A 24,027-nucleotide genomic window follows, 5' to 3' on the forward strand; every position below is an offset into this window, starting at 1 on the left:
TTTCGTCACTCCTTGTGGGAGAGGGCGCGGACGGTACGGGACGGGCTCGGGCGGCCCAGCTGTTCGGCCATCCACCCGCTCGTGGCGGTGAGGGCGGCCAGGTCGACCCCGGTCTCGATGCCGAGGCCGTCGAGCATCCACACCAGGTCCTCGGTGGCGAGGTTGCCGGTGGCGGACTTGGCGTAGGGGCAGCCGCCGAGGCCGCCCGCGGAGGCGTCCACGGTGGTCACGCCGTGCCGCAGCGCGGCCAGCGTGTTGGAGAGCGCCTGCCCGTAGGTGTCGTGGAAGTGCACGGCGAGGCGGGAGGTGGGGACCCCGGCCCCGTTCAGGGCCGTCAGGAGCGCCTGTACGTGCCCGGGGGTGGCGACGCCGATGGTGTCGCCGAGGCTCAGCTCGTCGCAGCCCATGTCGGCGAGCGCCTTGGTGACGCGGACGACCTGCCCCACGGGGACGGCGCCCTCCCAGGGGTCGCCGAAGCACATCGACAGGTAGCCGCGGACCTTGAGGCCGGCCTCTATGGCCCGGATGACGACCGGCTCGAACATGGCGAGCGCCTCGTCGACGGTCCGGTTGAGGTTGGCCTTCGCGAAGGACTCGGTGGCGGAGGCGAAGACGGCGACCTCGCGGGCGCCGAGGGCGAGCGCCCGGTCGAGTCCGCGCTCGTTCGGCACCAGGACCGGGAGGCGTACGGGAAGGCCGTTGACGAGCGGGAACAGCGTCTCGGCGTCGGCCAGCTGGGGCACCCACTTCGGGTGCACGAAGCTGGTCGCCTCGACGGTGGAGAGCCCGGCGGCGGCGAGCCGGCGGATGAACTCCGCCTTCACCCCGGTCGGGACGGCCGTCTTCTCGTTCTGCAGTCCGTCCCGGGGGCCGACCTCGTGGATCCGGACCCGGGCGGGCAGGGAGGGGTCGGGGACGGTCATGGGCAGGCCGGTCATTCCGGGGCCTCCTCGCGGGGGGTGACGACGGCCAGGACCTGGTCCATGGCGACGGTCGTGCCGGGCGTGACGTCCAGTTCGGTGACGGTGCCGGCGTGCGGGGCGGAGATGACGTGCTCCATCTTCATCGCCTCGACGACGAGCAGGCTCTGTCCCGCCTCCACCTCGTCCCCGACCGCCACCTTCACCACGGTGACGGTGCCGGGCATCGGCGCGGCGAGGGTGTCCGCCCCGCCGTGCCGGGCGCCGGAGAGCGCGGCGGCCACCGGGTCGTGGTCCACGACGTGCCAGGAGTCGCCGTCCCGGCCGAGCCAGGCGCCGGCCCGGCGGAAGGCGTGGGTGACGCCGTCGACGGTGACGGTGACCGAGCGGTCCGTCACGCGCGCGCCGCCGGGTGCCCCGACCGTGACGGGTTCGAGTCCCGCCGCCCGGAGGGGGAAGGCGAGCGGCTTCGGCGTGCCGCCGAGGCGCCAGCCGCTCGGCACGTCGAAGGGGTCCGTCCAGCCGCCGCGCGGTTCGGCCGCGAGCCCCGCGCTCCGGACGGCCGCGGCCGCCGCGTACACCTCGTCCGGCACGCCGGCCGGGACCAGGCTCTCCGCGTCCCGCTCCACCAGGCCGGTGTCCATCGCGCCCGAGACCACGTCCGGGTGGGCGAGGAGCCTGCGCAGGAAGCCCGCGTTGGTGGGGACGCCGAGGGTGGTGAGCTCCGCCAGGGCCGCGCGGAGCTTGCGCAGGGCCGTCGGGCGGTCCTTCGCGTGGACGATGACCTTCGACAGCATCGGGTCGTAGAGGGAGGAGACCTCGGAGCCCTCCAGGAGCCCGGAGTCGGTGCGCACGCCGTCGCCCGCGGGCTCGTGCAGCGCGAGGACCGTGCCGCCGGACGGCAGGAAGCCGCGGGAGGGGTCCTCGGCGCAGATCCGGGCCTCGACCGCCCACCCGTCGAGGCGGACGTCGTCCTGGCCGAAGGAGAGCGGCTCGCCGGCCGCCACCCGCAGCTGCCACTCCACCAGGTCCAGGCCGGTGACCAGTTCCGTGACCGGGTGCTCGACCTGGAGGCGGGTGTTCATCTCCATGAAGTAGTACTGGGACGGGTCGCCGCCCGGGACGATGAACTCGACCGTGCCCGCGCCGACGTAGCCGCAGGACCGGGCGGCCTCCACGGCCGCCGCGCCCATCGCCGCCCGGGTCGCCCCGTCGAGGAGGACGCTCGGGGCCTCCTCGATGATCTTCTGGTGGCGGCGCTGGAGCGAGCACTCGCGCTCGCCGAGGTGCACCACGTTCCCGTGGGCGTCCGCCAGGACCTGGATCTCGATGTGCCGGGGCCGGTCGATCCACCGCTCGACGAGGAGCGTGTCGTCGCCGAAGGAGGCCCGCGCCTCGCGGCGGGCCGCCGCGATCTCGTCGTCCAGGACCGCCAGGTCCCGCACCAGGCGCATGCCCTTGCCGCCGCCGCCCGCGCTGGGCTTCAGCAGGACGGGCGGGCCCATCTCGCGGGCGGCCTCGGCCACCCGGGGGTCGGCGTCGCCCGGCACGACCGGCACCCCGGCCGCCTTCACGGTCTCCTTCGCCCGGATCTTGTCGCCCATCAGCGCGATCGCCTCGGCGGAGGGGCCGATGAAGACGAGCCCCGCCTCGGCGCAGGCGCGCGCGAAGGCCGCGTTCTCCGCGAGGAAGCCGTAGCCGGGGTGGACGGCCTGCGCGCTGGTGCGGCGGGCCGCGTCGAGCAGGGCGGGGACGGAGAGGTACGACTCCGAGGCCGGCGCGGGCCCGATCCGTACCGCCGTGTCCGCCTCCCGCACGTGCCGGGCGTCGGCGTCGGCGTCGCTGTACACCGCGACCGAGCGGACGCCGAGCGCCCGCAGGGTGCGGATGACGCGGACCGCGATCTCGCCCCGGTTGGCGACGAGGACGGTGTCGAACATCTGCTGCATCGTCAGGGTCCTCACATCCGGAAGACGCCGAACTGGGGGTCACCCAGGGGCGCGTTGGCACAGGCGGTCAGCGCGAGACCCAGCACCTGCCGGGTCTCCAGCGGGTCGATCACGCCGTCGTCCCAGAGGCGGGCGGTCGCGTAGTAGGCGCTGCCCTGGGTCTCGTACTGCTCGCGGATCGGCGCCTTGAAGGACTCCTCCTCCTCGGCGCTCCAGGCGTCCCCGAGCTGGTCGCGCTTGACCGTGGCGAGGACCGAGGCGGCCTGCTCGCCGCCCATGACGGAGATCTTGGCGTTGGGCCACATCCACAGGAAGCGGGGGGAGTAGGCCCGGCCGCACATCGAGTAGTTGCCGGCGCCGAAGGAGCCGCCGACGACGACCGTCAGCTTCGGCACGCGCGTGGTGGCCACGGCCGTCACCATCTTGGCGCCGTGCTTGGCGATGCCGCCGTGCTCGTACGCCTTGCCGACCATGAAGCCGGTGATGTTCTGGAGGAAGACCAGCGGGATGCCGCGCTGGTCGCACAGCTCGATGAAGTGCGCGCCCTTCTGGGCGGACTCGGCGAACAGGATGCCGTTGTTGGCGACGATGCCGACCGGGTGGCCGTGGATCCGGGCGAAGCCGGTGACCAGCGTCTGGCCGTACTCGGACTTGAACTCCTGGAAGCGCGAGCCGTCCACCACGCGGGCGATGACCTCGCGCACGTCGTACGGGGTGCGGGAGTCGACCGGGACGGCGCCGTACAGCCCGTACGGGTCGACCTTCGGCTCCTCTACGGGCTCGACCTTCCACGGCAGCGGGCCCCGCTCGGGCAGGGTCGCCACGATGTTCCGGACGATCCGCAGGGCGTGCGCGTCGTCCTCCGCGAGGTGGTCGGTGACGCCGGAGACGCGGGAGTGGACCTCGCCGCCGCCCAGCTCCTCCGCGGTGACGACCTCGCCGGTGGCGGCCTTCACCAGCGGCGGCCCGCCGAGGAAGATCGTGCCCTGGTCGCGGACGATCACGGCCTCGTCGCTCATCGCCGGGACGTACGCGCCGCCGGCCGTGCAGGAGCCCATGACGGCCGCGATCTGCGGGATGCCGGCGCCCGACATGCGTGCCTGGTTGTAGAAGATCCGGCCGAAGTGCTCGCGGTCCGGGAAGACCTCGTCCTGCATGGGCAGGAAGGCGCCGCCGGAGTCGACGAGGTAGAGGCAGGGGAGGCGGTTGTCGAGCGCCACCTCCTGCGCCCGCAGGTGCTTCTTCACGGTCATCGGGTAGTAGGTGCCGCCCTTGACCGTGGCGTCGTTGGCGACGATCACGCACTCGCGGCCGGAGACCCGCCCGATGCCCGCGATCACGCCGGCGGCCGGGGCCTGGTCGCCGTACATCCCGTTCGCCGCGAGCGGCGCCAGCTCCAGGAAGGGCGAGCCCGGGTCCAGGAGGGTGTCCACCCGGTCGCGCGGCAGCAGCTTCCCGCGCGCGGTGTGCCGGGCGCGGGACTTCTCACCGCCCCCGAGCGCGGCCTCGGCCAGCTTGGCGCGCAGGGCCTCGGAGAGCTCCTGGTGCGCCGCCTCGTTGGCCCGCCAGGCGGCCGAGGCGGGATCCGCCGCACTCGACAGCACAGGTGCCTGCTGCATCGACCGATCTCCCTTGTCCGGTTAATGAGCGTTAACGTACGCCGCTCAGGTTAACGAGCGCTAACCGCGTTGTCTAGGATTGGAGGCATGACCACGAGCCCGACGCGGACGGACGCGCCGACCCGCCGCGAGCAGATCCTCAAAGAGGCCGCCCGCCTCTTCGCCGAGCGCGGGTTCCACGGCGTCGGCGTCGACGAGATAGGAGCCGCCGTCGGCATCAGCGGCCCCGGCCTCTACCGCCACTTCCCCGGCAAGGACGCCATGCTCGCGGAGCTGCTCGTCGGCATCAGCGAGCGGCTGCTCGCCGGCGGACGGCTGCGGGCCGCGGAGGCGGACGGCGACCCGGCGGCCCTGCTGACCGCCCTCGTCGACGGCCACATCGACTTCGCCCTCGACGACCGCCCGCTGATCACCCTCCACGACCGCGAGCTCGACCGCCTCAGGGACGAGGACCGCAAGCGGGTCCGCCAGCTCCAGCGCCAGTACGTCGAACTGTGGGTGGAGGTCGTCCGCGCCCTCCACCCGGCCGCGGGCGAGCCCGAGGCCAGGGCCGCGGTCCACGCCGTCTTCGGCCTCCTCAACTCCACCCCCCACCTGCGCACCCCGCTGGCCCGCCCCGCCCTCGAACACCTCCTGAGGAACCTGGCCCACGGCGCGCTCGGCGCCCTGGACGCCCCGGCCCCCTGAGACACCGCCCCGGCGGGGGAGCGGGCGCGGCAGAATGTGGCGCATGCCGATACTCAGCCGTGACGCCCTCGTCGAGCACCTCCTCCGCAGCCGCATCGCGGGGGACGTCGCCACGCCCCGCGAGAACAACCTGGACCACTACCGGAAGCTCGCCAACGGCGACCGGCACTACTGGCTCGGCCTGGAGCTCGGCGACCGGTGGACGGACGAGCAGGACGTGCTGGCCGTGATGGCCGAGCGCTGCGGGGTCGTCGACGACCCGGCCCACCGCGCCGGCCAGGACACCATCGACCCCGAGCTGACCGTCGACGCCCTGGACCGGATGGCGGCCCGCCTCAAGGAGGCCGCCGCGGGCCGGCAGCGGGTGCTCTTCGCGACCGGGCACCCGGGCGCGCTGATCGACGCGCACAGCCGGGTCGCCGCCGCCCTGCGGGCACAGGGCTGCGACATCGTGCGGATCCCGGGCGGGCTGACCGCCGACGAGGGGTACGTCGTGCAGTTCGCGGACGTCGCCGTCTTCGAGCGGGGGGCCAGCCTCTGGCACACCCACTCCCCGGAGCCGATGAACGCGGTCCTCGACGCCCTCTCCCTGCTCGGCGAGGCCGTGCCCGACCTCGTCGTCGCCGACCACGGCTGGGCCGGCCGCGCCGCGCAGCGCGGCATCGACTCCGTCGGCTACGCGGACTGCAACGACCCGGCGCTCTTCGTCGCCGAGGCGGAGGGGACGATGAAGGTCACCGTCCCGCTGGACGACCACGTCGTGGACCCGCGCTTCTACGAGCCGATGACCGCGTACCTGCTCAACGCCGCCGGGCTGCTCGGCTAGGACGGGCCGCCCGGCCGGGACGGGCCCGGCGTCGGGTCCAGGTAGACCCGGCGCACCGAGGGGAAGCGGGCCCGCAGCCGCGCCTCCGCCTGCTCGCAGGCCCGCTCCACCTCGCCGGCCGTCACCACGTCCCGGAAGTCGACCTTCGCGGCGATCAGGACCTCGCCGGGGCCCTGGATCAGGGTGATCAGGTCCAGGACGTCCACCACGTGCGCGACGCCGAGCAGCTCGTCGCGCACCTCCGTCCGCATCGCGCGCGGCAGCGGGCGGCCGATGAGGAGCTGGGCGTTGGCCCGTCCCAGGACCCAGGCCACGTACACGAGCAGGCAGCCGATGAGGATCGAGGCGACGCCGTCCCAGACGCCGGAGCCGGTGATCTGGCCGCCGAGGAGGCCGCCGGCGGCGAGCATCAGGCCGGCGAGGGCGGCGGAGTCCTCCATGACGACCGCCTTGACGGTGGTGTCGGGGGTGAGCCGCAGGTACGCGGCGAAGGGCGCCCGCATCCGCTCCGCCTCCGCCTTCACCTGTCTGATGCCGGTCCGCAGGGAGAAGGCCTCCAGGACGAAGGAGACGCCGAGCACGACGTAGGAGACCAGCGGGTCGCCGAGCTCCTCGCCGTGGGTGAGGGTGTGGACGCCGTCGTAGACCGAGAAGACGGCGCCGCCGACGAAGGTGGCGACGGCGGCGAGCATCGCCCACACGTACCGCTCGCCCGCGTACCCGACCGGATGGTCCTCGTCGGCGGGCTTCTCGCTCCGCTTGAGCGCGGTGAGCAGCATGACCTCGGTGACGGTGTCGGCGACCGAGTGGGCGGCCTCCGACAGCATCGCGCTCGATCCGCTGATGACGCCCGCGACGGCCTTGGCGACCGCGATCCCGAGGTTCGCGCCCGCCGCCACGATCACGGTGACGGTGCTCTCGCCGTTGTCAGCCATGACCGGACGGTATGTCCGGTCGTCAGCGCGGGACGCGAACGACACCCTCCTGGATGACGGAGATCGCCAGACGTCCGTCCCGGGTCCAGATCCTGGCCTGTCCGAGGCCGCGCCCGCCGGACGAGGACGGCGACTCCTGGTCGTAGAGCAGCCACTCGTCGGCCCGGAAGGGCCGGTGGAACCACATGGCGTGGTCGAGCGAGGCGCCGACCACGTCGCCGACGGCCCAGCCGCCCCGCCCGTGGGCGAGCAGCACCGAGTCGAGCAGCGTCATGTCGGAGACGTAGGTGGCGAGGACGACGTGCAGCAGGGGGTCGTCGGCCAGCTTGCCGTTGGTGCGGAACCAGACCTGCGAGCGCGGCTCGCGCGGCTCCCCGACGGATCCCCAGGGCGGGGTGTCGGCGTACCGCAGGTCGACGGCGGCGCGGGCCTCGACGAGCCGGTCCGCGATCTCCCGGGGCAGGTGCCGGGGGAGCATCTCGGCCGGGGCCGGCAGCGACTCGGGGTCCGGCGCGGCCGGCATCTCCGCCTGGTGGTCGAGCCCCTCCTCGTACGCCTGGAAGGAGGCGGAGAGGTGGAAGATCGGCCGGCCGTGCTGGACCGCGACGACCCGGCGGGTGGTGAAGGACCGTCCGTCCCGGATCCGGTCGACCTCGTAGACGATCGGCGCGCCCGGGTCGCCCGCGACCAGGAAGTAGGCGTGGAGCGAGTGGGCGAGACGGTCCGCGGGGACGGTCCGGCCCGCCGCCACCAGCGCCTGGGCGGCCACCTGGCCGCCGAAGACGCGGGGGACGATCGCGGACCGGGACTGTCCCCGGAAGATGTCCTGCTCGATCCGCTCCAGGTCGAGCAGGTCGAGCAGGCCATCCAGTGCGGAAGGTGCTTCGGGCACTTACAGGCCCATGCTCTTCGCGATGATCGACTTCATGATCTCGCTGGTGCCGCCGTAGATGCGGTTGACGCGGTTGTCCGCGTACAGGCGGGCGATCGGGTACTCGTTCATGTAGCCGTAGCCGCCGTGCAGCTGGAGGCAGCGGTCGATGACGCGGTGGGCGACCTCGGTGCAGAAGAGCTTGGCGCTCGCGGCCTCGGCCGGGGTCAGCTCGCCCGCGTCCAGGGCCTCCAGGGCGCGGTCGGCGACGGCCTCGGCGGCGTCGACCTCGGCCTGGCAGGCGGCCAGCTCGAACTTGGTGTTCTGGAAGTGGGCGACCGGCTTGCCGAAGACGGTGCGCTCCTGCACGTACTGCTGGGCGAAGCGGACCGCGGCCTTGGCCTGGGCGTAGGCGCCGAAGGCGATGCCCCAGCGCTCGGAGGCGAGGTTGTGGCCGAGGTAGTAGAAGCCCTTGTTCTCCTCGCCGAGCAGGTCCTCGACGGGGACCTTGACGTCGACGAACGCGAGCTCGGCGGTGTCGGAGGTCTTCAGGCCGAGCTTGTCGAGCTTGCGGCCGATCGAGTAGCCCTCGGACTTGGTGTCCACGGCGAAGAGGGAGATGCCGTGGCGGCGGTCCTCGGCCGACGGGGCCGAGGTGCGGGCGCAGACGATCACGCGGTCGGCGTGGACGCCGCCGGTGATGAAGGTCTTGGCGCCGTTGAGGACGTAGTGGGTGCCGTCCTCGGAGAGCTTGGCGGTGGTCTTCATGCCCGCGACGTCGGAGCCGGTGCCCGGCTCGGTCATCGCGAGGGCCCACATCTCCTCGCCGGAGACGAACTTCGGCAGGTAGCGCTTCTTCTGGTCCTCGGTGGCGAGCATCTTGATGTACGGCAGGGCGAGCAGCACGTGCACGCCGGAGCCGCCGAACTGCACGCCGGCGCGGGAGGTCTCCTCGTAGAGGACGGCCTCGAACTTGTGGGTGTCGAGACCGGCGCCGCCGAACTCCTCCGGCACGTTGATGCCGAAGACGCCCAGCTCGCCGAGCTTGTAGTAGAAGTCGCGCGGCGCCTGGCCGGCCGCGAACCACTCGTCGTAGACGGGCACGACCTCGGCCTCGATGAAGGCCCGGATGGTCTCCCGGAACGCCTCGTGGTCCTCGTTGAATACGGTACGGCGCACGGTGCGACTCCTCCGGGGTGCGGGCCATTGTCTAAGCGCTTGCTCAGCCTGTCGTCTCCGAAGTTACCCAGCGGTCACCCGCCCTGTCCAGACTCCTCGCCTGTGATCCAGGCCCGTCCAGCCGAGTCGTACCCGTAGACCGGCCCTCCCGCCACCCCGCTCGTCCGGAAGGGTGCCCCCTCCTCGTCCCCGATCCGCACCGTCCCCCGCCGCCCCTCCGAGCTCCACTCCAGCTCCAGGTACCAGCGGCAGTCGCACTTCGCCGTCCGCGCCGAGACCAGCAGCTCCTCCGGCTCGGCGGCGGTGACCGCGTACGGGAAGGAGACCGCCGGGAGCGTCCGGCCCTCCTCGCCGGAGGCGTCGTACCCGTCCAGCGCCCGCGCCACCGGCCGCGGCCGGTCCAGGTCCGCCTCGAAACGGCGCGGGGTCACCGCCCCGCCGCACCCCTCGTCCATCCGGTACCCCGCCCACGGCAGCGGCGCGCCCCGCTCCACCACCCGCACGTGCAGCCCCTGGAGCACCACCGCCGCCGCCCCCTTCCCCTGCACCGACACCCGCACCAGCGTCTCCCCGCCGTGCACGGCCCCCTGGGCCACCGCCCAGCTCCGCGCGTCGGCCGCCTCCGGCGGGGGAGGGGGAGTCCGTTCGGCGAGGTAGGTGTGCCCGCACCCGTCCTTCCAGAGGTGCGAGGCGACCGTCCACGTCAGCGGCGGAGGCGGCGGGGCCTGCGGCTCCCGCCCCTTCCCGGGAAGGAGTACGACTCCGAGCGTCACCGCCGCCACGACCGCCGCCGCCCCGCCGGCCAGGCCCGCCCACCCCCACCGACGGCGCCCCCGCCCGGACGGGAGGCCCGGCACGCGCGCGTGCACGGGCTCCAGCTCGGGCGCGGGTTCGAAGGCGGAGGTGGACGCGGGCTCGAAGGCGGACGCGGGCTCGGGCCCGGACGCGGGCTCCGGCGTCCCGTCCGGTCCGGGCTCCGCGTCCGGTCCGGGCTCCGCGTCCGGCCCGGCCCCCGCGTTCGGCCCGGCCCCCGCGTCCCGTTCCGGCGTGGGCGTGGACGTGGGCGCGGGCGACGGCGGGCGCCGGGTGCCGTCCGCCCGGCCCCACGCGGCCTCCAGGGCCCGCCGCTCCTCCTCGTCCGCTCCGCAGAGCGCGGCCAGCCGGGCGACCACGGCGAAGTCCTCCGGGACGGTCGCGCCGGAGCAGTACCGGTGCAGGGTGGACGCGCTCACGTTCAGCCGCCGCCCGAGCGCCTCGAAACTCCGCCCGTCCCGCGCCTTCAGCGCGCGCACCAGCGCCGCGAACTCCTCCACGGCGGCGTCCTTCGGCATCCCGTCCCCCTCGACCCTGCGTCCCACGCCCTCACGTCCTTGCACGTCAGCAGGGGTGGAATGGTTCCGGGACGGCCGACGGGCGCGTCGCCGTTGCCCGGGGCGGGCGGTGGCCCCACGCTGGTGGAGCACTGACCGAACGACCCACGGGGGATCCACCACCATGAACAGGCTCCGCACCACGCTCGCCGCCACCGCCGCCGCCCTGGGCCTCGCCGCCCTCGCCGCCGCCCCGGCGCAGGCCGTCGCCCAGCCCGCCTTCCTCTCCGCCTCCCAGATGCCGGCGTCGTCGACGCCGTGGACCGCCACCCCGGTCTTCACGGGCGTGCCGGAGAACGGCGGCGCCCTCTGCGCCCCGTACAAGATCCCGGCGCAGAACACCCGCTACCGCGAGTTCAGCACCGAGCTCGACACCAACGGCGTCCAGATCACCCACGTCACCCGCACCGAGGCCGACGCCGTGAAGCTGGTCGACACCCTCCGCAAGGCGATCGCCGGCTGCGGCCCCCTCCTGGAGCAGCAGAACCCGGGCCTGGAAGCCGTCAGCGCCTACCACGGCAAGCTCGCCGTGGAGGAGGGCGCCTGGGTCTACAGCCTCGACACCGCCGACCCGCAGGTCGGCAACACCGACATCCACCTCTTCTCCGTCGGCCGCGACGGCCGCACCGTCACCTACGTCCGCTGGGGCCAGATGGGCGACCTCGCGGACGCCCCGCTGACCGCCTTCCGCACCACCACGAAGACGGCCGTCAACAAGCTCTGGTGAGCCCCGGCCTCACCGGAGCGCGAACCACAGCTCCATCCGCACGTCCGCGTCGTCCAGGTCGCGGCCGAGGAGGACCGCGCAGCGGGCGATCCGCTGGCGGACCGTGTTGCGGTGGACGCCCAGGGCGGTGGCGGTGCGGTCCCAGCTGCCGTGCAGGGACAGCCAGGTGCGCAGGGTCTCGGCCTGCGGCTCGCTGAGGGGGGCGAGCAGCGCGCGGGAGTGGGCGGCGGCCTCGGCCGGGTCGACGAGCCCGGCCAGGCCGCCGTCCGCGCGGTGGCGCACCAGGGGCGTCCGGGTCGCCTCCGCCCGCCGCAGGGCCCGGGCCGCCTGGGCGTCGGCCGCAGGGAGGCCGGACGGTCCGGCGGGGGCGCTCACCCCGAGCGTCCAGCCCGGCTGGGCCGTCGCCGCCGAGCCCGGCGGCAGCAGGAGCCGTACCGGGGGACCCGCGTCCACCAGCTCCGTGCCCAGCGCCGCCGCCAGCGCCGCCGCCGCGAAGGGGGTGCCGTCGCCGCCCCGGGCGCGCACCACCGTCCACGGGCCGGGGGAGAGGGCGGCGGCCGCCTCCGCCGCCGGGGCGCCCAGCAGCAGCCGGGTCAGCGCCCCGTCCCGCGCCGACGCGTCGCCGGCCCGGTGCGGGGCCGTCAGCAGGGACAGCAGCACCACCGCGACCCCGGCGACCGTGTGGTCGCCGGGGTCGCGCCGCTCCGTCGCCACCCCCAGGGCGAGCCCGTCGCCGCCGCCCAGCGCGTACGCCGCGAGCCGCAGCCCGCCGCCCTCGCCGCTCGCCGACGCCGGCCCGCCCGGCCGGGGGCCGACCACCCCCGCGAGGTCCGCCAGGACCCGCTCCGCCTCCGGCGGCAGCTCCCGGCCGGCCGCCGCCGACTCCGTGCCGTCCGCGCCGTACAGCACCGCCCGGCCGCCCAGCCGGGACGCCAGCGCGCCCAGCACCGCGGGGACCGGGGCCGGGCGGGCGGCCGCCGCCGCCAGCGACTGCTGCGCCTCCGTCACCCGGCGCAGCTCGTACAGCCTGGCCTCCGCCATCAGCCGCCACAGCGCCCGCGCCACCGCCGTGAACGGCGTCCGCGGCGGCACCTCGATCAGCGGCAGCCCGTGCCGCGCGCACGCCTCCACCAGCTCCGCCGGCACCGTGTCGTACACCGGCGTCACCCCGAAGCCGAGCGCCGCCGCGCCCGCCTCCACCACCCGCTCCACGAACCGCGCCGGATCCGCCAGCTGCACGCCCGCCGTCAGCAGCAGCTCGCCGCCGAGCAGGTACGGGTACGGGTCGGCCATCTCCGAGGTGTGCACCCAGTGCAGCGCGACCCCGTCCGGGCCGGCGAGCAGCCGCAGGCCCAGCTCCCGGCGGCCGAGCAGCGCGGCGAGCGGCACCGGCGGCGTCGGGGGGGTGGCGCTCGGCTCCGAGAACGTCACGGGCATGGTCCCTTCGTCCGTTCCAGGCCCTGGAAGTGGAGGAAACGTACACTTCAATGTGGCTTTCGGGCGACTTACGGTCGAGCCGGACCCCGACGACAGCCCAGGAGGCACCGACCCATGAGCAGCGACCAGAACACCCCGCGCGGCCCGATCGACTCGTCCCGCGTCCCGCGGTACGCCGGCCCCGCGACGTTCGCCCGGCTGCCGCGGCTCGACGAGGTCGGCACCGCCGACGTCGCCGTGGTCGGCATCCCCTTCGACAGCGGCGTCTCCTACCGCCCCGGCGCCCGCTTCGGCGGCAACGCCATCCGCGAGGCCTCCCGTCTGCTGCGCCCCTACAACCCGGCGCAGGACGCCTCCCCGTTCGCCCTCGCCCAGGTCGCGGACGCCGGCGACATCGCCGCCAACCCGTTCAACATCAACGAGGCCGTCGAGACCATCGAGGCCGCCGCCGACGACCTCCTCGCCACCGGCGCCCGCATGATGACCCTCGGCGGCGACCACACCGTCGCCCTCCCGCTGCTCCGCTCGGTCGCCAAGAAGCACGGCCCCGTCGCCCTGCTCCACTTCGACGCCCACCTCGACACCTGGGACACCTACTTCGGCGCCGAGTACACCCACGGCACGCCGTTCCGCCGGGCCGTCGAGGAGGGCATCCTCGACACCTCCGCGCTCTCCCACGTCGGCACCCGCGGCCCGCTGTACGGCAAGCAGGACCTGACCGACGACGAGAAGATGGGCTTCGGCATCGTCACCTCGGCGGACGTCTACCGCCGCGGCGCCGACGAGGTCGCCGACCAGCTCCGCCAGCGCATCGGCGACCGCCCGCTCTACATCTCCATCGACATCGACTGCCTCGACCCGGCCCACGCCCCCGGCACCGGCACCCCCGAGGCGGGCGGCATGACCTCCCGCGAGCTCCTGGAGATCCTCCGCGGCCTGTCCTCCTGCAACCTCGTCTCCGCCGACGTCGTCGAGGTCGCCCCCGCCTACGACCACGCCGAGATCACGGCCGTGGCCGCCTCGCACACGGCGTACGAGCTGACCACGATCATGAGCCGGCAGATCGCGGCGGGCCGATAATCCCCTGGGGTGCCCGGCCCGGCCGGGCACCCCGCGTACGACCGACCCCGACGCCCAGGGACCCCGACATGACCCACGACCACGACCTGGTCCTGCGCCCGACGCCCGCGCAGACCGAGGCCGCCCTCAACCCGCCCGCCGGGCGGACCGGCGGCGACCTCGTCATCGAGACCCTCACCGGGCTCGGCGCCACCACGGTCTTCGGTCTCCCGGGCCAGCACGCCCTGGGCACGTTCGACGCCCTCCGCCGCTCCACGCTGCGGTACGTCGGCCTCCGCGCCGAGAACAACGCGGGCTTCGCCGCCGACGCGTACGGCCGGATCACCGGCGAGGCCGCCCCCCTCCTCCTCTCCACCGGCCCCGGCGCCCTGATGTCGCTCGCCGCGCTCCAGGAGGCCGCCGCCGCCTCCGCGCCGGTCCTCGCCCTCGGCAGCCAGATCCCCGCCGCCGGGCTCGGCGGCGGCCGCCACGGCTACCTCCACGAGCTGCGCGACCAGCAGGCCAGCTTCCGGGACGTCGTGAAGTCCGTCCACACGGTCCGCACGCAGTCCCAGATCCCGTCCGCGATCGCTGCCGCCTGGGAGTCGGCGCTCACCGCCCCGCACGGCCCCGTCTGGGTCGAGATCCCGCAGGACGTGCTCACCGCGGAGACGATCCTCCCCGTCGTCACGGCCATGGACGCCACGCCCGAGGACGTCGCCCCCCGCCCGGAACTGACCGCGCTGGCGGCGCACCTCCTCTCGACGGCCGAACGCCCCGCGATCATCGCCGGCGGCGGGGTCGTCCGCTCCGACGCCTCCGGCAAGCTCCGCGCCCTCGCCGAGAAGCTGGACGCGCCCGTGGTCACCACCTTCGGCGGCAAGGGCGCCTTCCCGTGGAAGCACCCGCTCTCCCTCCAGTCCTGGCTGGAGGACCGGCACACCACCGACTTCCTGGAGGACGCCGACGTCCTCCTCGTCGTCGGCTCCGGGCTCGGCGAGCTGTCCTCGAACTACCACACCTTCGCCCCGCGCGGCCGGGTGATCCAGATCGAGGCGGACGCCGGCAAGCTGGAGTCCAACCACCCGGCGCTCGGCATCCACGCGGACGCCCGGCTCGCGCTCCAGGCGCTCCTGGAGACGACGGAGCCCCGCACCGACCCCACCGCCCCGGACCGGGTCCGCGCCGTCCTGGACGAGGTCGCGGCCCGCCTGGCCGCCCAGGACCTGGACCTGGAGCACCGGCTGGTGGCCTCGGTCCGCGAGGCGCTGCCGCCGCGCGCCCCCAGCTTCTGGGACATGACGATCCTCGCCTACTGGGCGTGGTCCGCCTTCGACGCCCGCCACCCCAACACCATGCACTCCGCGCAGGGCGCGGGCGGCCTCGGCTACGCCTACCCGGCCGCCCTCGGCGCGGCCGCCGCCGACCCGACGGTCCCGGTCCTCGCGGTCTCCGGCGACGGCGGCGCGATGTACTCGATCGCGGAACTGGCGACGGCGAAGCAGTACGGCTTCGACGTCACCTGGCTGATCGTCGACGACGGCGGCTACGGCATCCTGCGCGCGTACATGACGGACGCCTACGGCGAGCCCGCCGGCACCGAGCTGGCCCGCCCCGACTTCGTCGCCCTCGCCGAGTCCTTCGGCGTCCCCGCCGTCCTGACCACCCCCGACACCCTGACGGCCGACCTGTCGAAGGCCCTCGCGACCCCCGGCCCCTCGGTGGTCGTCCTCCCCGCCCTCCTGAGGATGTTCGAACCGACGCACCTCTGACCCGGCACGTGCGCGTGGACAACCCTCCGCCCCCGGCCGGGGTCTCCCTCTCCGAGACCGGTCGGCGAAGGGGGAACGTCCATGCGGGTCGTGGTGAAGGTCGTGAAGGGCATCCGCGAGTTCGTGGTGGAGACCGTGGGGGATCTGGTCCTGGAAGCCCTGGTCTGTCTGCTGCTCCTGGCGGTCGTCGGCGGGGTCCTGGTCCTGGCGGCCCTGGGGTACTCCGTGAGCCCGGCCGGCACCCTCACCGCCGCCGGGCTGTTCGTGGCCTTCACCGGGTACGGGGCCGTGGAACTGTTCCGGGGGCCGGGGCGCCGCCGCCCCGGCCGGCTGACGACCGCTGCCGTCGTCACGGCCGGCACCGCCGCCACCCTGGCGTTCCTCGCCGTGGAGTGCGGCTGCGAGTGGTCCTAGGACCACAGCCCGATGTTTGCTGCGGCGGGATGAAAACGCACGTCGGGCACGTTGTCGCCTTCCGGTAGACCAGGACGGAACGGGAGGCGCCACGTGGCGGCGGTGGGGCGGAAACAGGCCGGGGCGGAGCGGGAACAGGGGTGGGCGCGGCGGCTGTGGTCGTACGCCTGGCGGTACAAGACGGACGTCGTGCTCGCCCTGGGCTCGTCGCTGGCCGGCATGGCGCTGCTCGCGCTCGTGCCGCTCATCACCAAGGTGATCATCGACGACGTGATCGGGGCCGGGACCCGGTCCCTGGCCGTGTGGACCGGGCTGCTGCTCGCCGCCGCCGTGCTCGTGTACGGGCTGACGTACATCAGGCGCTACTACGGCGGGCGGCTCGCGCTCGACGTGCAGCGGGACCTCCGGGACGACATGTACGGGACGATCCTGCGGCTCGACGGGCGGCGGCAGGACGAGCTGTCCACGGGCCAGGTCGTCGGGCGCGCCACCAGCGACCTCCAGCTCATCCAGGGCCTGCTCTTCATGCTCCCGATGACGATCGGGAACGTGCTGCTCTTCCTCATCTCGCTGGCCGTGATGGCCTGGCTGTCGATCCCGCTGACCCTCGTCGCCCTCGCCGTCGCCCCCGCCCTCTGGTGGATCGCCAAGCGCAGCCGCACCCGGCTCCACCCGGCCACCTGGGCCGCCCAGCAGGAGGCCGCCGGCGTCGCCGGGGTCGTCGACGGGGCGGTCACCGGCGTCCGGGTCGTGAAGGGCTTCGGGCAGGAGGAGCAGGAGACCGGGAAGATCCGGGAGGCGGGGCGGAAGCTGTTCGCCGCGCGGCTGCGGACCATCCGGCTGAACTCGCTCTACACCCCCGCCCTCCAGGCCGTCCCCGCCCTCGGCCAGGTCGCCGTGCTCGCGCTCGGCGGCTGGCTCGCCTACAAGGGGCAGATCACCCTCGGCACCTTCGTCGCCTTCTCCGCCTACCTGGCGTCCCTCGTCGGCCCGGTCCGGATGCTCGCCATGGTCCTCACCGTCGGCCAGCAGGCACGCGCGGGCGTGGAGCGGGTCGCCGAGCTGATCGACACCGAGCCGGTCATCGAGGACGGCACGAAGGAGCTGCCGGCCGACGCGCCGGCCACCGTCGAGTTCGACGACGTCACCTTCGGGTACGGCGGCGGCGACGGGGGCGGGAAGCCCGTCCTCGACGGGTTCTCGCTGGAGCTGCGGGCCGGCGAGACCGTCGCCCTCGTCGGCTCCTCCGGCTCCGGCAAGTCGACCGTCTCCCTCCTCCTGCCCCGCTTCTACGACGTGGACCGCGGCGCCGTCCTCGTCGGCGGCCACGACGTCCGCGAGCTGACCCTGGAGTCGCTGCGGGCCGCGATCGGCCTGGTCCCCGAGGACTCCTTCCTCTTCTCCGACACCGTCCGCGCCAACATCGCCTACGGCGTCCCCGACGCCACCGACGAGCAGGTCGAGGCCGCCGCGCGGGCCGCCCGCGCCGACCGCTTCATCGACGAGCTGCCGGACGGCTACGCCACCAAGGTCGGCGAGCACGGCCTCACCCTCTCCGGCGGCCAGCGCCAGCGCGTCGCCCTGGCCCGCGCGATCCTCACCGACCCCCGCCTGCTCGTCCTCGACGACGCCACCTCCGCCGTCGACGCCAAGGTCGAGCACGAGATCCACGAGGCCCTCAAGGCCGTCATGGCGGGCCGCACGACCCTGCTCATCGCGCACCGCCGCTCCACCCTCAACCTCGCCGACCGGATCGCCGTCCTCGACGGCGGCCGGCTCGCCGACCTCGGCACCCACGAGGAGCTCCAGGAGCGCTCCGCGCTCTACCGCCGGCTCCTCACCGACCCCGACGAGCTGGGCGGCGTCTCGCCCGGCCACGCCCTGAAGACGGCCGGGGCGGCCCCCGAGGACGACGAAGGACTGCGGGCCGAGCTGGACGCCGAGTTCGACGCCGAGCGCGGCATCACCCCCGCCCTGTGGGTACGGGACGAGACCCCCGACCGCGACGCCGAGGCGGCCGGGGCGACCCCCGAGCTGCTCGCCGCCGTCGCCGCCCTGCCGCCCGCCGCCGACGTCCCGGACGTCGACGAGGCCCGGGCCGTCCAGCCGGAGACGGGCTACGGGCTCCGCCGGCTGCTGCGCGGCTTCGGCACCCCCCTCCTCATCAGCCTCGGCCTGGTCGCGCTCGACGCGGGCGCGGGCCTGCTCCTGCCGGTCCTCATCCGGCACGGCATCGACGAGGGCGTGAACCGGCTCGCCGTCGGCGCCGTCTGGGCCGCCTCCGCGCTCGCCCTCGTCACCGTCCTCGTGCAGTGGGCGGCGCAGACCGCCGAGACCCGGATGACCGGCCGCACCGGCGAGCGGGTGCTCTACGCGCTCCGCCTGAAGATCTTCGCCCAGCTCCAGCGGCTCGGCCTGGACTACTACGAGCGCGAGCTGACCGGCCGGATCATGACCCGGATGACGACGGACGTCGACGCCATGTCGAGCTTCCTCCAGACGGGCCTGGTCACCGCCTTCGTCTCGGTCGTCACCTTCTTCGGGATCATGGTCGCGCTGCTGGTCCTCGACCTCCAGCTGGCCCTGGTCGTCTTCGCGACCCTGCCGCTCCTCGCCGTCGCCACGTACTGGTTCCGCCGCTCCAGCGTGAAGGCGTACGAGCTGGCCCGCGAGCGGATCGGCGTCGTCAACGCCGACCTCCAGGAGTCCGTGGCCGGGCTGCGGATCGTGCAGGCCTTCGGCCGGGAGCGGTCCGGCGCCGCGCGGTTCGCCGAGCGGGGCGACGCCTACCGGGAGGCGCGGGTGCGCGGCCAGTGGCTGATCTCGGTCTACTTCCCGTTCGTCACCCTGCTGTCCTCGGGCGCCGCCGCGGCCGTCATGATCGTCGGCGCCAACCGGATCGAGGCCGGCACCCTCACCACCGGCGCGCTCGTCGCCTACCTCCTCTACATCGACCTCTTCTTCGCCCCGGTCCAGCAGCTCTCCCAGGTCTTCGACGGCTACCAGCAGGCCGCCGTCTCGCTGGGCCGGATGCAGGAGCTGCTCCAGGAGCCGACGTCGACCGCCGCCGCCGAGGAGCCCCGCGAGGTGCTGTCGCTGCGCGGCGACATCGCCTTCGAGGACGTGTCCTTCGGGTACGGCGGCGAGGCCGGCGACGGCGCGGAGACCGCGCTCAGCGGGATCGACCTGCGGATCCCCGCCGGGCAGACCGTCGCCTTCGTCGGCGAGACCGGCGCCGGCAAGTCGACCCTGGTCAAGCTGGTCGCCCGCTTCTACGACCCGACCTCGGGCCGGGTCACCGCGGACGGCGCCGACCTCAGGGACCTCGACCTCACCGCGTACCGGCACCGGCTCGGCGTCGTCCCGCAGGAGGCGTACCTCTTCGCCGGGACGGTCCGCGACGCCATCGCCTACGGCCGGCCCGGCGCCACCGACGCCGAGGTGGAGGCCGCCGCCCGCGCGGCCGGCGCGCACGACATGATCGCCACCCTGGACGGCGGCTACCTCCACGAGGTCGCCGAGCGCGGCCGGAACCTCTCGGCGGGCCAGCGGCAGCTGATCGCCCTGGCCCGCGCCGAGCTGGTGGACCCGGACGTCCTCCTCCTCGACGAGGCCACCGCCGCCCTGGACCTGGCCACCGAGGCCCAGGTCAACGCCGCCACCGAGCGGCTGTCCGGGCGGCGCACGACCCTGATCGTGGCGCACCGCCTCACCACGGCGGCCCGCGCGGACCGGGTCGTCGTCATGGACCACGGCCGGATCGCCGAGGAGGGCAGCCACGACGAACTCCTCGCCCGCGACGGCCGCTACGCGGCCCTGTGGCGCACCTTCGTCGGCGAGGCGGACCCGGAGGCGGAGCAGGAGCCCGCGGCGATCTGAGTACGGGAGGTGAGTACGGGGGCTCATGACCGGGCCCGGCGGCCGGGGTGGGATCGGGACCATGAACGACCCCGCCCCCACCGCCGCGCCCGCCCCCGCCTCCGCTCCCACCCCGCCCCCCGTCGTCCCGGCCCGCACGCTGCGCCGCTGCGCGCTCTGGGCCGGGCTGCTGTTCCTCCCGGCGATCCTGCTCGCCGTGGTGCTCGCCCTCTCCTCCGAGAGCGGCACGGCGTGCGTGATGCGGGGCACGTGCGGCGAGGTCCCCGGCTGGCTCTACTGGGTCACCCTGGCCGTCGCGGGCGGCGCCTGGCTCCGGGCGCTCACCGTCCCTCACGGCGTCCCGCCCACCCGCGCCCGCTGGGCCGCCCTGTGGACGCTGATCGGCGCCGAGCTGCTCTTCCTCGGCCTCGTCACGGCGTACTTCACCGGCTGACCCGCGCCGCCGGGGCAACCGTACGGACGTCCCGAACGTCGTAAACGTGTACGGCCACAGGGAGAGCGGGGGAGGAGCGGCATGTCCGGAGGCACTGCGGTCCCATCGACCACCGGGCGCACGGGCACGCGCACGCGCACGCGCGCGTACGCGTACGCCCTCGTCCTGGCCCTCGCGGCGGGGCTGCTCACCCTGGCCGGGCCCGGCGCGGGCACCGCCGACGCGGTCTCCGTCTGCCAGGGGCGCCCCACCCGCACGGTCTCCTTCGCCACCGGCGAGCTGCGCCTCTACCGGACCCGCCACTACGCCTGCGCCCTGGTCCTCGCCAAGCGGCCCGGCGCGGTGCGGCCCATGAAGGTCACCCTCCAGCCGCGCGGCGGCCGGGCCGCCGTCGTGAGCGGACGCTGGGGCCGGCAGGCCGGACCGGTGACCGTGCACGCGCTCAACCGCTGCGTCCGCGCCACCGCGACCGTCTCCGGACGCTCCACCGCCACCGGCTGGATCCTGTGCTGATGCAGAGGTAAGACTCAACCGGGTCTGGCGGCCCGGACGTTCACCCCGCTAGGTTCACGGCACCGTTGTGAATCATGGGAGGGTGCATGCGTAAGTCGCTGAGACTGATGCTGTCGCTTTGGGTGCTCATAGGCACCGTGGGCTCCACCGGAGTGGCCACCGCCACCGCCGCGGACACGGAGTCCGTCAGCACCGTCGCGGACGCGCAGAGCCAGGACATCGAGGACCGCCTCCTGGCGATCCCCGGGATGAGCCTGATCGAGGAGAAGCCGTACGCCGGCTACCGCTTCTTCGTCCTGAACTACGAGCAGCCGATCGACCACAAGCGGCCCTGGGCCGGAACGTTCCAGCAGCGGATCTCGGTCCTCCACAAGGGCACCGACCGCCCCACGGTCTTCCGCACCAGCGGCTACGGCCTGAGCACCACCCCCAGCCGGGCGGAGCCGACCCGGATCGTCGACGGCAACCAGGTCTCCATGGAGTACCGCTTCTTCACGCCGTCCCGCCCGGCTCCCGCCGACTGGTCCAAGCTCGACATCTGGCAGGCCGCCAGCGACCAGCACCGGATCTTCACCGCCCTGAAGAAGGTCTACGGCGAGAACTGGCTCTCCACCGGCGGCTCCAAGGGCGGCATGACGGCCACCTACTACGAGCGCTTCTACCCGCGCGACATGGACGGCGTCGTCGCCTACGTGGCCCCCAACGACGTGGTGAACAAGGAGGACTCGGCCTACGACCGGTTCTTCGCGAACGTCGGCACCAAGGAGTGCCGCGACCGCCTGAACACCATGCAGCGCGAGGCCCTGCTCCGCCGCGGCCCGCTCCAGGAGAAGTTCAAGACCTGGGCCGCGGCCGAGGGCGCCACCTTCAACACCGTCGGCTCGCTCGACAAGGCGTGGGAGGCGACCGTCCTCGACTTCGTCTGGGGCTTCTGGCAGTACTACGGCGAGGACGTCTGCGACACGGTCCCGGACGCGAGGACCGCGAGCGACGACGTCGTCTACGACACGATCGACGCCTACGCCGGCTGGTCCGCCTACACCGACCAGGGCCTGGAGTACTACACCCCGTACTACTACCAGGCGGCCACCGAGCTGGGCTCGCCCACCATCAGGCAGCCGCACCTCGACGGACTGAACCGCTACGGCTACCAGCCGGCCTCGAACTTCGTGCCCCGGGAGATCCCGATGAGGTTCAAGCCGTGGGTCATGCGGGACGTCGACGACTGGGTCCGCAAGAACGCGAACCGGATGCTCTTCGTCTACGGCGAGAACGACCCGTGGGGCGCGGAGCCGTTCCGCGTCGACAAGGGCGCCCGGGACAGCTACGTCTACTACGCGCCCGGCGGCAACCACGGTGCCAACGTCGCCGGACTCGTCGACGCCGAGCGGGAGAAGGCCACCGCCCGCATCCTCGCCTGGGCCGGGGTCGACGCCCCCGCCGTCGAGGCCGCCCGGCCGCTCGCCCGCTTCGACGCCCGCCTGGACCGGCCGGTGGACGAGGACGTGACGAAGGAGCACGGCCTGCGGCCGTAGCCTCCGGCAGGTGACGGGGGGTGCGTCCTGCCGGGCGCACCCCCCGTCCGCGCCGTCAGCGGTCGTACGACAGCCCGAAGCCGACCGGGTAGAGCGTCACCGCCGGGTCCTCGGCGCTGCGCACCGGCACCGGCAGCCGCCCGCGCGGCTTCGCCCGGCCCGCCAGCACCCGCACGGCGGCGCGGAGTTCGACGTCGGTCCAGGAGTAGGCGGCGAGCGTCGCCCGCTGCCCGGTGGTCCGGGCGACGTCGTACGGATTGCGGATCGCGACCGTCACCACCGGCACCCCGGTCGCCACCAGGCGGGCCACCAGCGTGCGCTGCGGACTGGTCGCGGTGAGGTTGTACGTGCCCACCACGATCACGTCCCGGCCCTCGGCGGCGGCCACCGCCTCGTCGATCCGGGCCGCCGTCGGGGCGGTCCCGGTGGAGAGCGCGGCCGCCTCGAAGCCCAGCTCCCGCAGCGCCCCCGCCAGGGTGGCCGTCGGCGGCCCCGTGGTGCCGGAAGGGGAGGCGGGGTCGGCGCCGACGACCAGGACCCTGCCGTGCGAGGCCGGGCTCAGCGGCAGGAAGCCGTCCTCGTTGACCAGCAGGGTGGTGGTCCGCTCGGCGATCCGGTCGGCCTCGGCGAGGTGCCGGGCGGTGCCGACGGTGGCGTCCACCGCCTCCCGGGTCGTGCGCGGTTCCGAGAAGAGGCCGCGGCGGGCCTTGAGCCGCAGGATCCGCAGCACCGACTCGTCGATCCGCTCCTCGGTCAGCTCCCCGCTCCGCACGGCTCCGAGCACCGCGTTCCAGGCGACGTCGAGCTTCGGAGGGTTGAGCAGCTGGTCCACGCCCGCCCTGAGGGCGAGCACCGGGACCCGGTCGTCGCCGTACTTGGTGCGGACGCCCTGCATGTCGAGGGCGTCGGTCACCACCACCCCGTCATAGCCGAGCTCTTCGCGGAGCACCCCGGTGAGGATGGGGTACGAGAGCGTCGCCGGGTCCTCGGAGGGGTCGAGCGCCGGGACCACGAGGTGCGCGGTCATGATCGCGTCGATGCCGGCGGCGATCGCGGCCCGGAACGGCGGGGCGTCCAGCTCCGCCCACTGCGCGCGGGTGTGGGTGATGACCGGCAGGCCGTAGTGGCTGTCCACGGCCGTGTCGCCGTGGCCGGGGAAGTGCTTGGCGGTGGCGGCCACGCCGGCGCCCTGGTAGCCGCGGATCTGCGAGGTGACCAGGTGGGAGACCGCGGCGGGGTCGGAGCCGAGGGAGCGGACGCCGATGACCGGGTTGCCGGGATTGACGTTGACGTCGGCGACCGGGGCGTAGTTCTGCCGGATGCCCAGGGCGGCCAGCTCGGCGCCCGCGATCCGGGCCGCCTTGCGGGTGTCGGCCGGGGAACCGCCCGCGCCGAGCGCCATCGCCCCCGGCAGCAGGGTCGCGGGCTCGCCGACCCGGCAGACGATGCCGTGCTCCTGGTCGGTGGAGATCAGCACGGGGACCGGCGTACGGGCGGCGAGCGCGGCGGCCTGGATGCCGTTGGACAGCTCGGCGATCTGGTGCGGGTCGCGGGTGTTGTGGGCCCAGGCGAAGTAGATGATCCCGCCGACGTGATAGCGCTCGACCAGTTCGGCGGCGGTGCGGACGCCGATCTCCCGGAGGTTGGCGTCGACGTCGGCCCGGTCGGGGGCGGTGGCCGAATGGCCGTACACCCGCATGACGAAGAGCTGGCCGACCTTCTCCTCCAGCGACATCCGGCCGACGAGCCGGCGGAGCCGCTCCTCGGTGCGGGCGTCGGCGGCGTGGGCGGCGTGGGCGACGGCTCCGGTGACCGAGGCGGCAGCGGCGGCGGTGACGGCGAGCAGGGTGCGTCGGGTGGGGTGGGGCACTGGTGCTCCTTCCGGCCGTACAAGGGGTGAAA

General features: G+C 74.3%; 19 protein-coding genes. 10 read left to right on the top strand and 9 right to left on the bottom strand.

What is annotated here, in order from left to right:
- Positions 1–5 precede the first annotated feature (5 nt).
- Genes ACF1ED_RS24585 through ACF1ED_RS24595 form a run of 3 tightly spaced genes read right to left on the bottom strand, consistent with a single transcriptional unit; the run spans position 6 to position 4,488 of the window.
- On the bottom strand, positions 6–938 hold the full coding sequence (locus ACF1ED_RS24585) for a hydroxymethylglutaryl-CoA lyase (RefSeq protein WP_391763863.1): 933 nt from the start codon (positions 936–938) through the stop codon (positions 6–8).
- Positions 935–2,860 (bottom strand): biotin carboxylase N-terminal domain-containing protein, encoded by a 1,926-nt coding sequence (locus ACF1ED_RS24590; protein WP_391764052.1) that lies wholly within the window; start codon positions 2,858–2,860, stop codon positions 935–937. The genes ACF1ED_RS24585 and ACF1ED_RS24590 overlap by 4 nt, the downstream gene beginning before the upstream one ends.
- A gap of 20 nt (positions 2,861–2,880) precedes the next feature.
- A complete protein-coding gene (locus ACF1ED_RS24595; RefSeq protein ID WP_391763865.1) occupies positions 2,881–4,488 on the bottom strand; it encodes a carboxyl transferase domain-containing protein in 1,608 nt (535 codons plus the stop codon).
- 87 nt (positions 4,489–4,575) lie between these two features.
- On the opposite strand from ACF1ED_RS24595, the gene ACF1ED_RS24600 reads away from it, so the two are divergent.
- On the top strand, positions 4,576–5,175 hold the full coding sequence (locus ACF1ED_RS24600; RefSeq protein WP_391763867.1) for a TetR/AcrR family transcriptional regulator: 600 nt from the start codon (positions 4,576–4,578) through the stop codon (positions 5,173–5,175).
- 43 nt (positions 5,176–5,218) lie between these two features.
- Complete coding sequence (locus tag ACF1ED_RS24605; protein ID WP_391763869.1) at positions 5,219–6,001, top strand: phosphatase; 783 nt, start codon at positions 5,219–5,221, stop codon at positions 5,999–6,001.
- On the opposite strand, the gene ACF1ED_RS24610 is transcribed toward ACF1ED_RS24605, so the two are convergent.
- From ACF1ED_RS24610 to ACF1ED_RS24625, 4 genes are all read right to left on the bottom strand, one after another.
- Positions 5,998–6,936: a cation diffusion facilitator family transporter gene (locus ACF1ED_RS24610; protein WP_391763871.1), complete on the bottom strand. Its 939-nt coding sequence runs from the start codon at positions 6,934–6,936 to the stop codon at positions 5,998–6,000. The genes ACF1ED_RS24605 and ACF1ED_RS24610 overlap by 4 nt on opposite strands.
- A gap of 22 nt (positions 6,937–6,958) precedes the next feature.
- Complete coding sequence (locus ACF1ED_RS24615; RefSeq protein WP_391763873.1) at positions 6,959–7,828, bottom strand: acyl-CoA thioesterase; 870 nt, start codon at positions 7,826–7,828, stop codon at positions 6,959–6,961.
- Complete coding sequence (locus tag ACF1ED_RS24620) at positions 7,829–8,986, bottom strand: acyl-CoA dehydrogenase family protein (protein WP_391763875.1); 1,158 nt, start codon at positions 8,984–8,986, stop codon at positions 7,829–7,831.
- Positions 8,987–9,060: 74 nt separating this feature from the next.
- Positions 9,061–10,344: a helix-turn-helix domain-containing protein gene (locus tag ACF1ED_RS24625; protein WP_391763877.1), complete on the bottom strand. Its 1,284-nt coding sequence runs from the start codon at positions 10,342–10,344 to the stop codon at positions 9,061–9,063.
- A 136-nt stretch (positions 10,345–10,480) separates the two neighbouring features.
- Between ACF1ED_RS24625 and ACF1ED_RS24630 the strand changes: the two genes are divergently transcribed.
- On the top strand, positions 10,481–11,083 hold the full coding sequence (locus ACF1ED_RS24630) for a hypothetical protein (protein WP_391763879.1): 603 nt from the start codon (positions 10,481–10,483) through the stop codon (positions 11,081–11,083).
- Between the two features lie 9 nt (positions 11,084–11,092).
- Here ACF1ED_RS24630 and ACF1ED_RS24635 read toward each other — a convergent pair whose 3' ends face one another.
- Entirely contained in the window at positions 11,093–12,520 is a 1,428-nt protein-coding gene (locus ACF1ED_RS24635) for a PucR family transcriptional regulator (RefSeq protein ID WP_391763881.1), read from the bottom strand.
- Positions 12,521–12,634: 114 nt separating this feature from the next.
- Between ACF1ED_RS24635 and speB the strand changes: the two genes are divergently transcribed.
- The 7 genes from speB to ACF1ED_RS24670 all read left to right on the top strand — a co-directional run bounded on the left by speB (position 12,635) and on the right by ACF1ED_RS24670 (position 22,125).
- On the top strand, positions 12,635–13,600 hold the full coding sequence (gene speB / locus ACF1ED_RS24640; RefSeq protein WP_391763883.1) for an agmatinase: 966 nt from the start codon (positions 12,635–12,637) through the stop codon (positions 13,598–13,600).
- 68 nt (positions 13,601–13,668) lie between these two features.
- Complete coding sequence (locus ACF1ED_RS24645; protein WP_391763885.1) at positions 13,669–15,351, top strand: thiamine pyrophosphate-binding protein; 1,683 nt, start codon at positions 13,669–13,671, stop codon at positions 15,349–15,351.
- 81 nt (positions 15,352–15,432) lie between these two features.
- Positions 15,433–15,765 carry a hypothetical protein gene (locus tag ACF1ED_RS24650; protein WP_391763887.1) on the top strand — a complete coding sequence of 111 codons (333 nt, stop codon included), beginning with the start codon at positions 15,433–15,435 and terminating at the stop codon, positions 15,763–15,765.
- Between the two features lie 93 nt (positions 15,766–15,858).
- Positions 15,859–19,644 (top strand): ABC transporter ATP-binding protein, encoded by a 3,786-nt coding sequence (locus ACF1ED_RS24655; protein ID WP_391763889.1) that lies wholly within the window; start codon positions 15,859–15,861, stop codon positions 19,642–19,644.
- Between the two features lie 61 nt (positions 19,645–19,705).
- Positions 19,706–20,077, top strand: coding sequence for a hypothetical protein (locus ACF1ED_RS24660; protein WP_391763891.1), 372 nt, complete (start codon positions 19,706–19,708; stop codon positions 20,075–20,077).
- Between the two features lie 81 nt (positions 20,078–20,158).
- On the top strand, positions 20,159–20,590 hold the full coding sequence (locus ACF1ED_RS24665) for a hypothetical protein (protein ID WP_391763893.1): 432 nt from the start codon (positions 20,159–20,161) through the stop codon (positions 20,588–20,590).
- Between the two features lie 86 nt (positions 20,591–20,676).
- Positions 20,677–22,125, top strand: coding sequence for an aminopeptidase (locus ACF1ED_RS24670; protein WP_391763895.1), 1,449 nt, complete (start codon positions 20,677–20,679; stop codon positions 22,123–22,125).
- Positions 22,126–22,180: 55 nt separating this feature from the next.
- On the opposite strand, the gene ACF1ED_RS24675 is transcribed toward ACF1ED_RS24670, so the two are convergent.
- Positions 22,181–23,995: a glycoside hydrolase family 3 protein gene (locus ACF1ED_RS24675; protein ID WP_391763897.1), complete on the bottom strand. Its 1,815-nt coding sequence runs from the start codon at positions 23,993–23,995 to the stop codon at positions 22,181–22,183.
- Positions 23,996–24,027: the final 32 nt, after the last annotated feature.

The sequence above is a fragment of the Streptomyces sp. NPDC014656 genome (genome assembly GCF_043084305.1).
GTDB lineage: Bacteria > Actinomycetota > Actinomycetes > Streptomycetales > Streptomycetaceae > Streptomyces.

Bases quoted from the DNA above. Each gene is read 5' to 3' on its own strand.
- ACF1ED_RS24660 (WP_391763891.1), top strand. From the start codon at position 19,706: ATGAACGACCCCGCCCCCACCGCCGCGCCCGCCCCCGCCTCCGCTCCC.
- ACF1ED_RS24595 (WP_391763865.1), bottom strand. From the start codon at position 4,488: ATGCAGCAGGCACCTGTGCTGTCGAGTGCGGCGGATCCCGCCTCGGCC.
- ACF1ED_RS24590 (WP_391764052.1), bottom strand. From the start codon at position 2,860: ATGTTCGACACCGTCCTCGTCGCCAACCGGGGCGAGATCGCGGTCCGC.
- ACF1ED_RS24645 (WP_391763885.1), top strand. From the start codon at position 13,669: ATGACCCACGACCACGACCTGGTCCTGCGCCCGACGCCCGCGCAGACC.
- ACF1ED_RS24670 (WP_391763895.1), top strand. From the start codon at position 20,677: ATGCGTAAGTCGCTGAGACTGATGCTGTCGCTTTGGGTGCTCATAGGC.
- ACF1ED_RS24650 (WP_391763887.1), top strand. From the start codon at position 15,433: ATGCGGGTCGTGGTGAAGGTCGTGAAGGGCATCCGCGAGTTCGTGGTG.
- ACF1ED_RS24585 (WP_391763863.1), bottom strand. From the start codon at position 938: ATGACCGGCCTGCCCATGACCGTCCCCGACCCCTCCCTGCCCGCCCGG.
- ACF1ED_RS24665 (WP_391763893.1), top strand. From the start codon at position 20,159: ATGTCCGGAGGCACTGCGGTCCCATCGACCACCGGGCGCACGGGCACG.
- ACF1ED_RS24605 (WP_391763869.1), top strand. From the start codon at position 5,219: ATGCCGATACTCAGCCGTGACGCCCTCGTCGAGCACCTCCTCCGCAGC.
- speB (WP_391763883.1), top strand. From the start codon at position 12,635: ATGAGCAGCGACCAGAACACCCCGCGCGGCCCGATCGACTCGTCCCGC.
- ACF1ED_RS24635 (WP_391763881.1), bottom strand. From the start codon at position 12,520: ATGCCCGTGACGTTCTCGGAGCCGAGCGCCACCCCCCCGACGCCGCCG.
- ACF1ED_RS24630 (WP_391763879.1), top strand. From the start codon at position 10,481: ATGAACAGGCTCCGCACCACGCTCGCCGCCACCGCCGCCGCCCTGGGC.
- ACF1ED_RS24600 (WP_391763867.1), top strand. From the start codon at position 4,576: ATGACCACGAGCCCGACGCGGACGGACGCGCCGACCCGCCGCGAGCAG.
- ACF1ED_RS24610 (WP_391763871.1), bottom strand. From the start codon at position 6,936: ATGGCTGACAACGGCGAGAGCACCGTCACCGTGATCGTGGCGGCGGGC.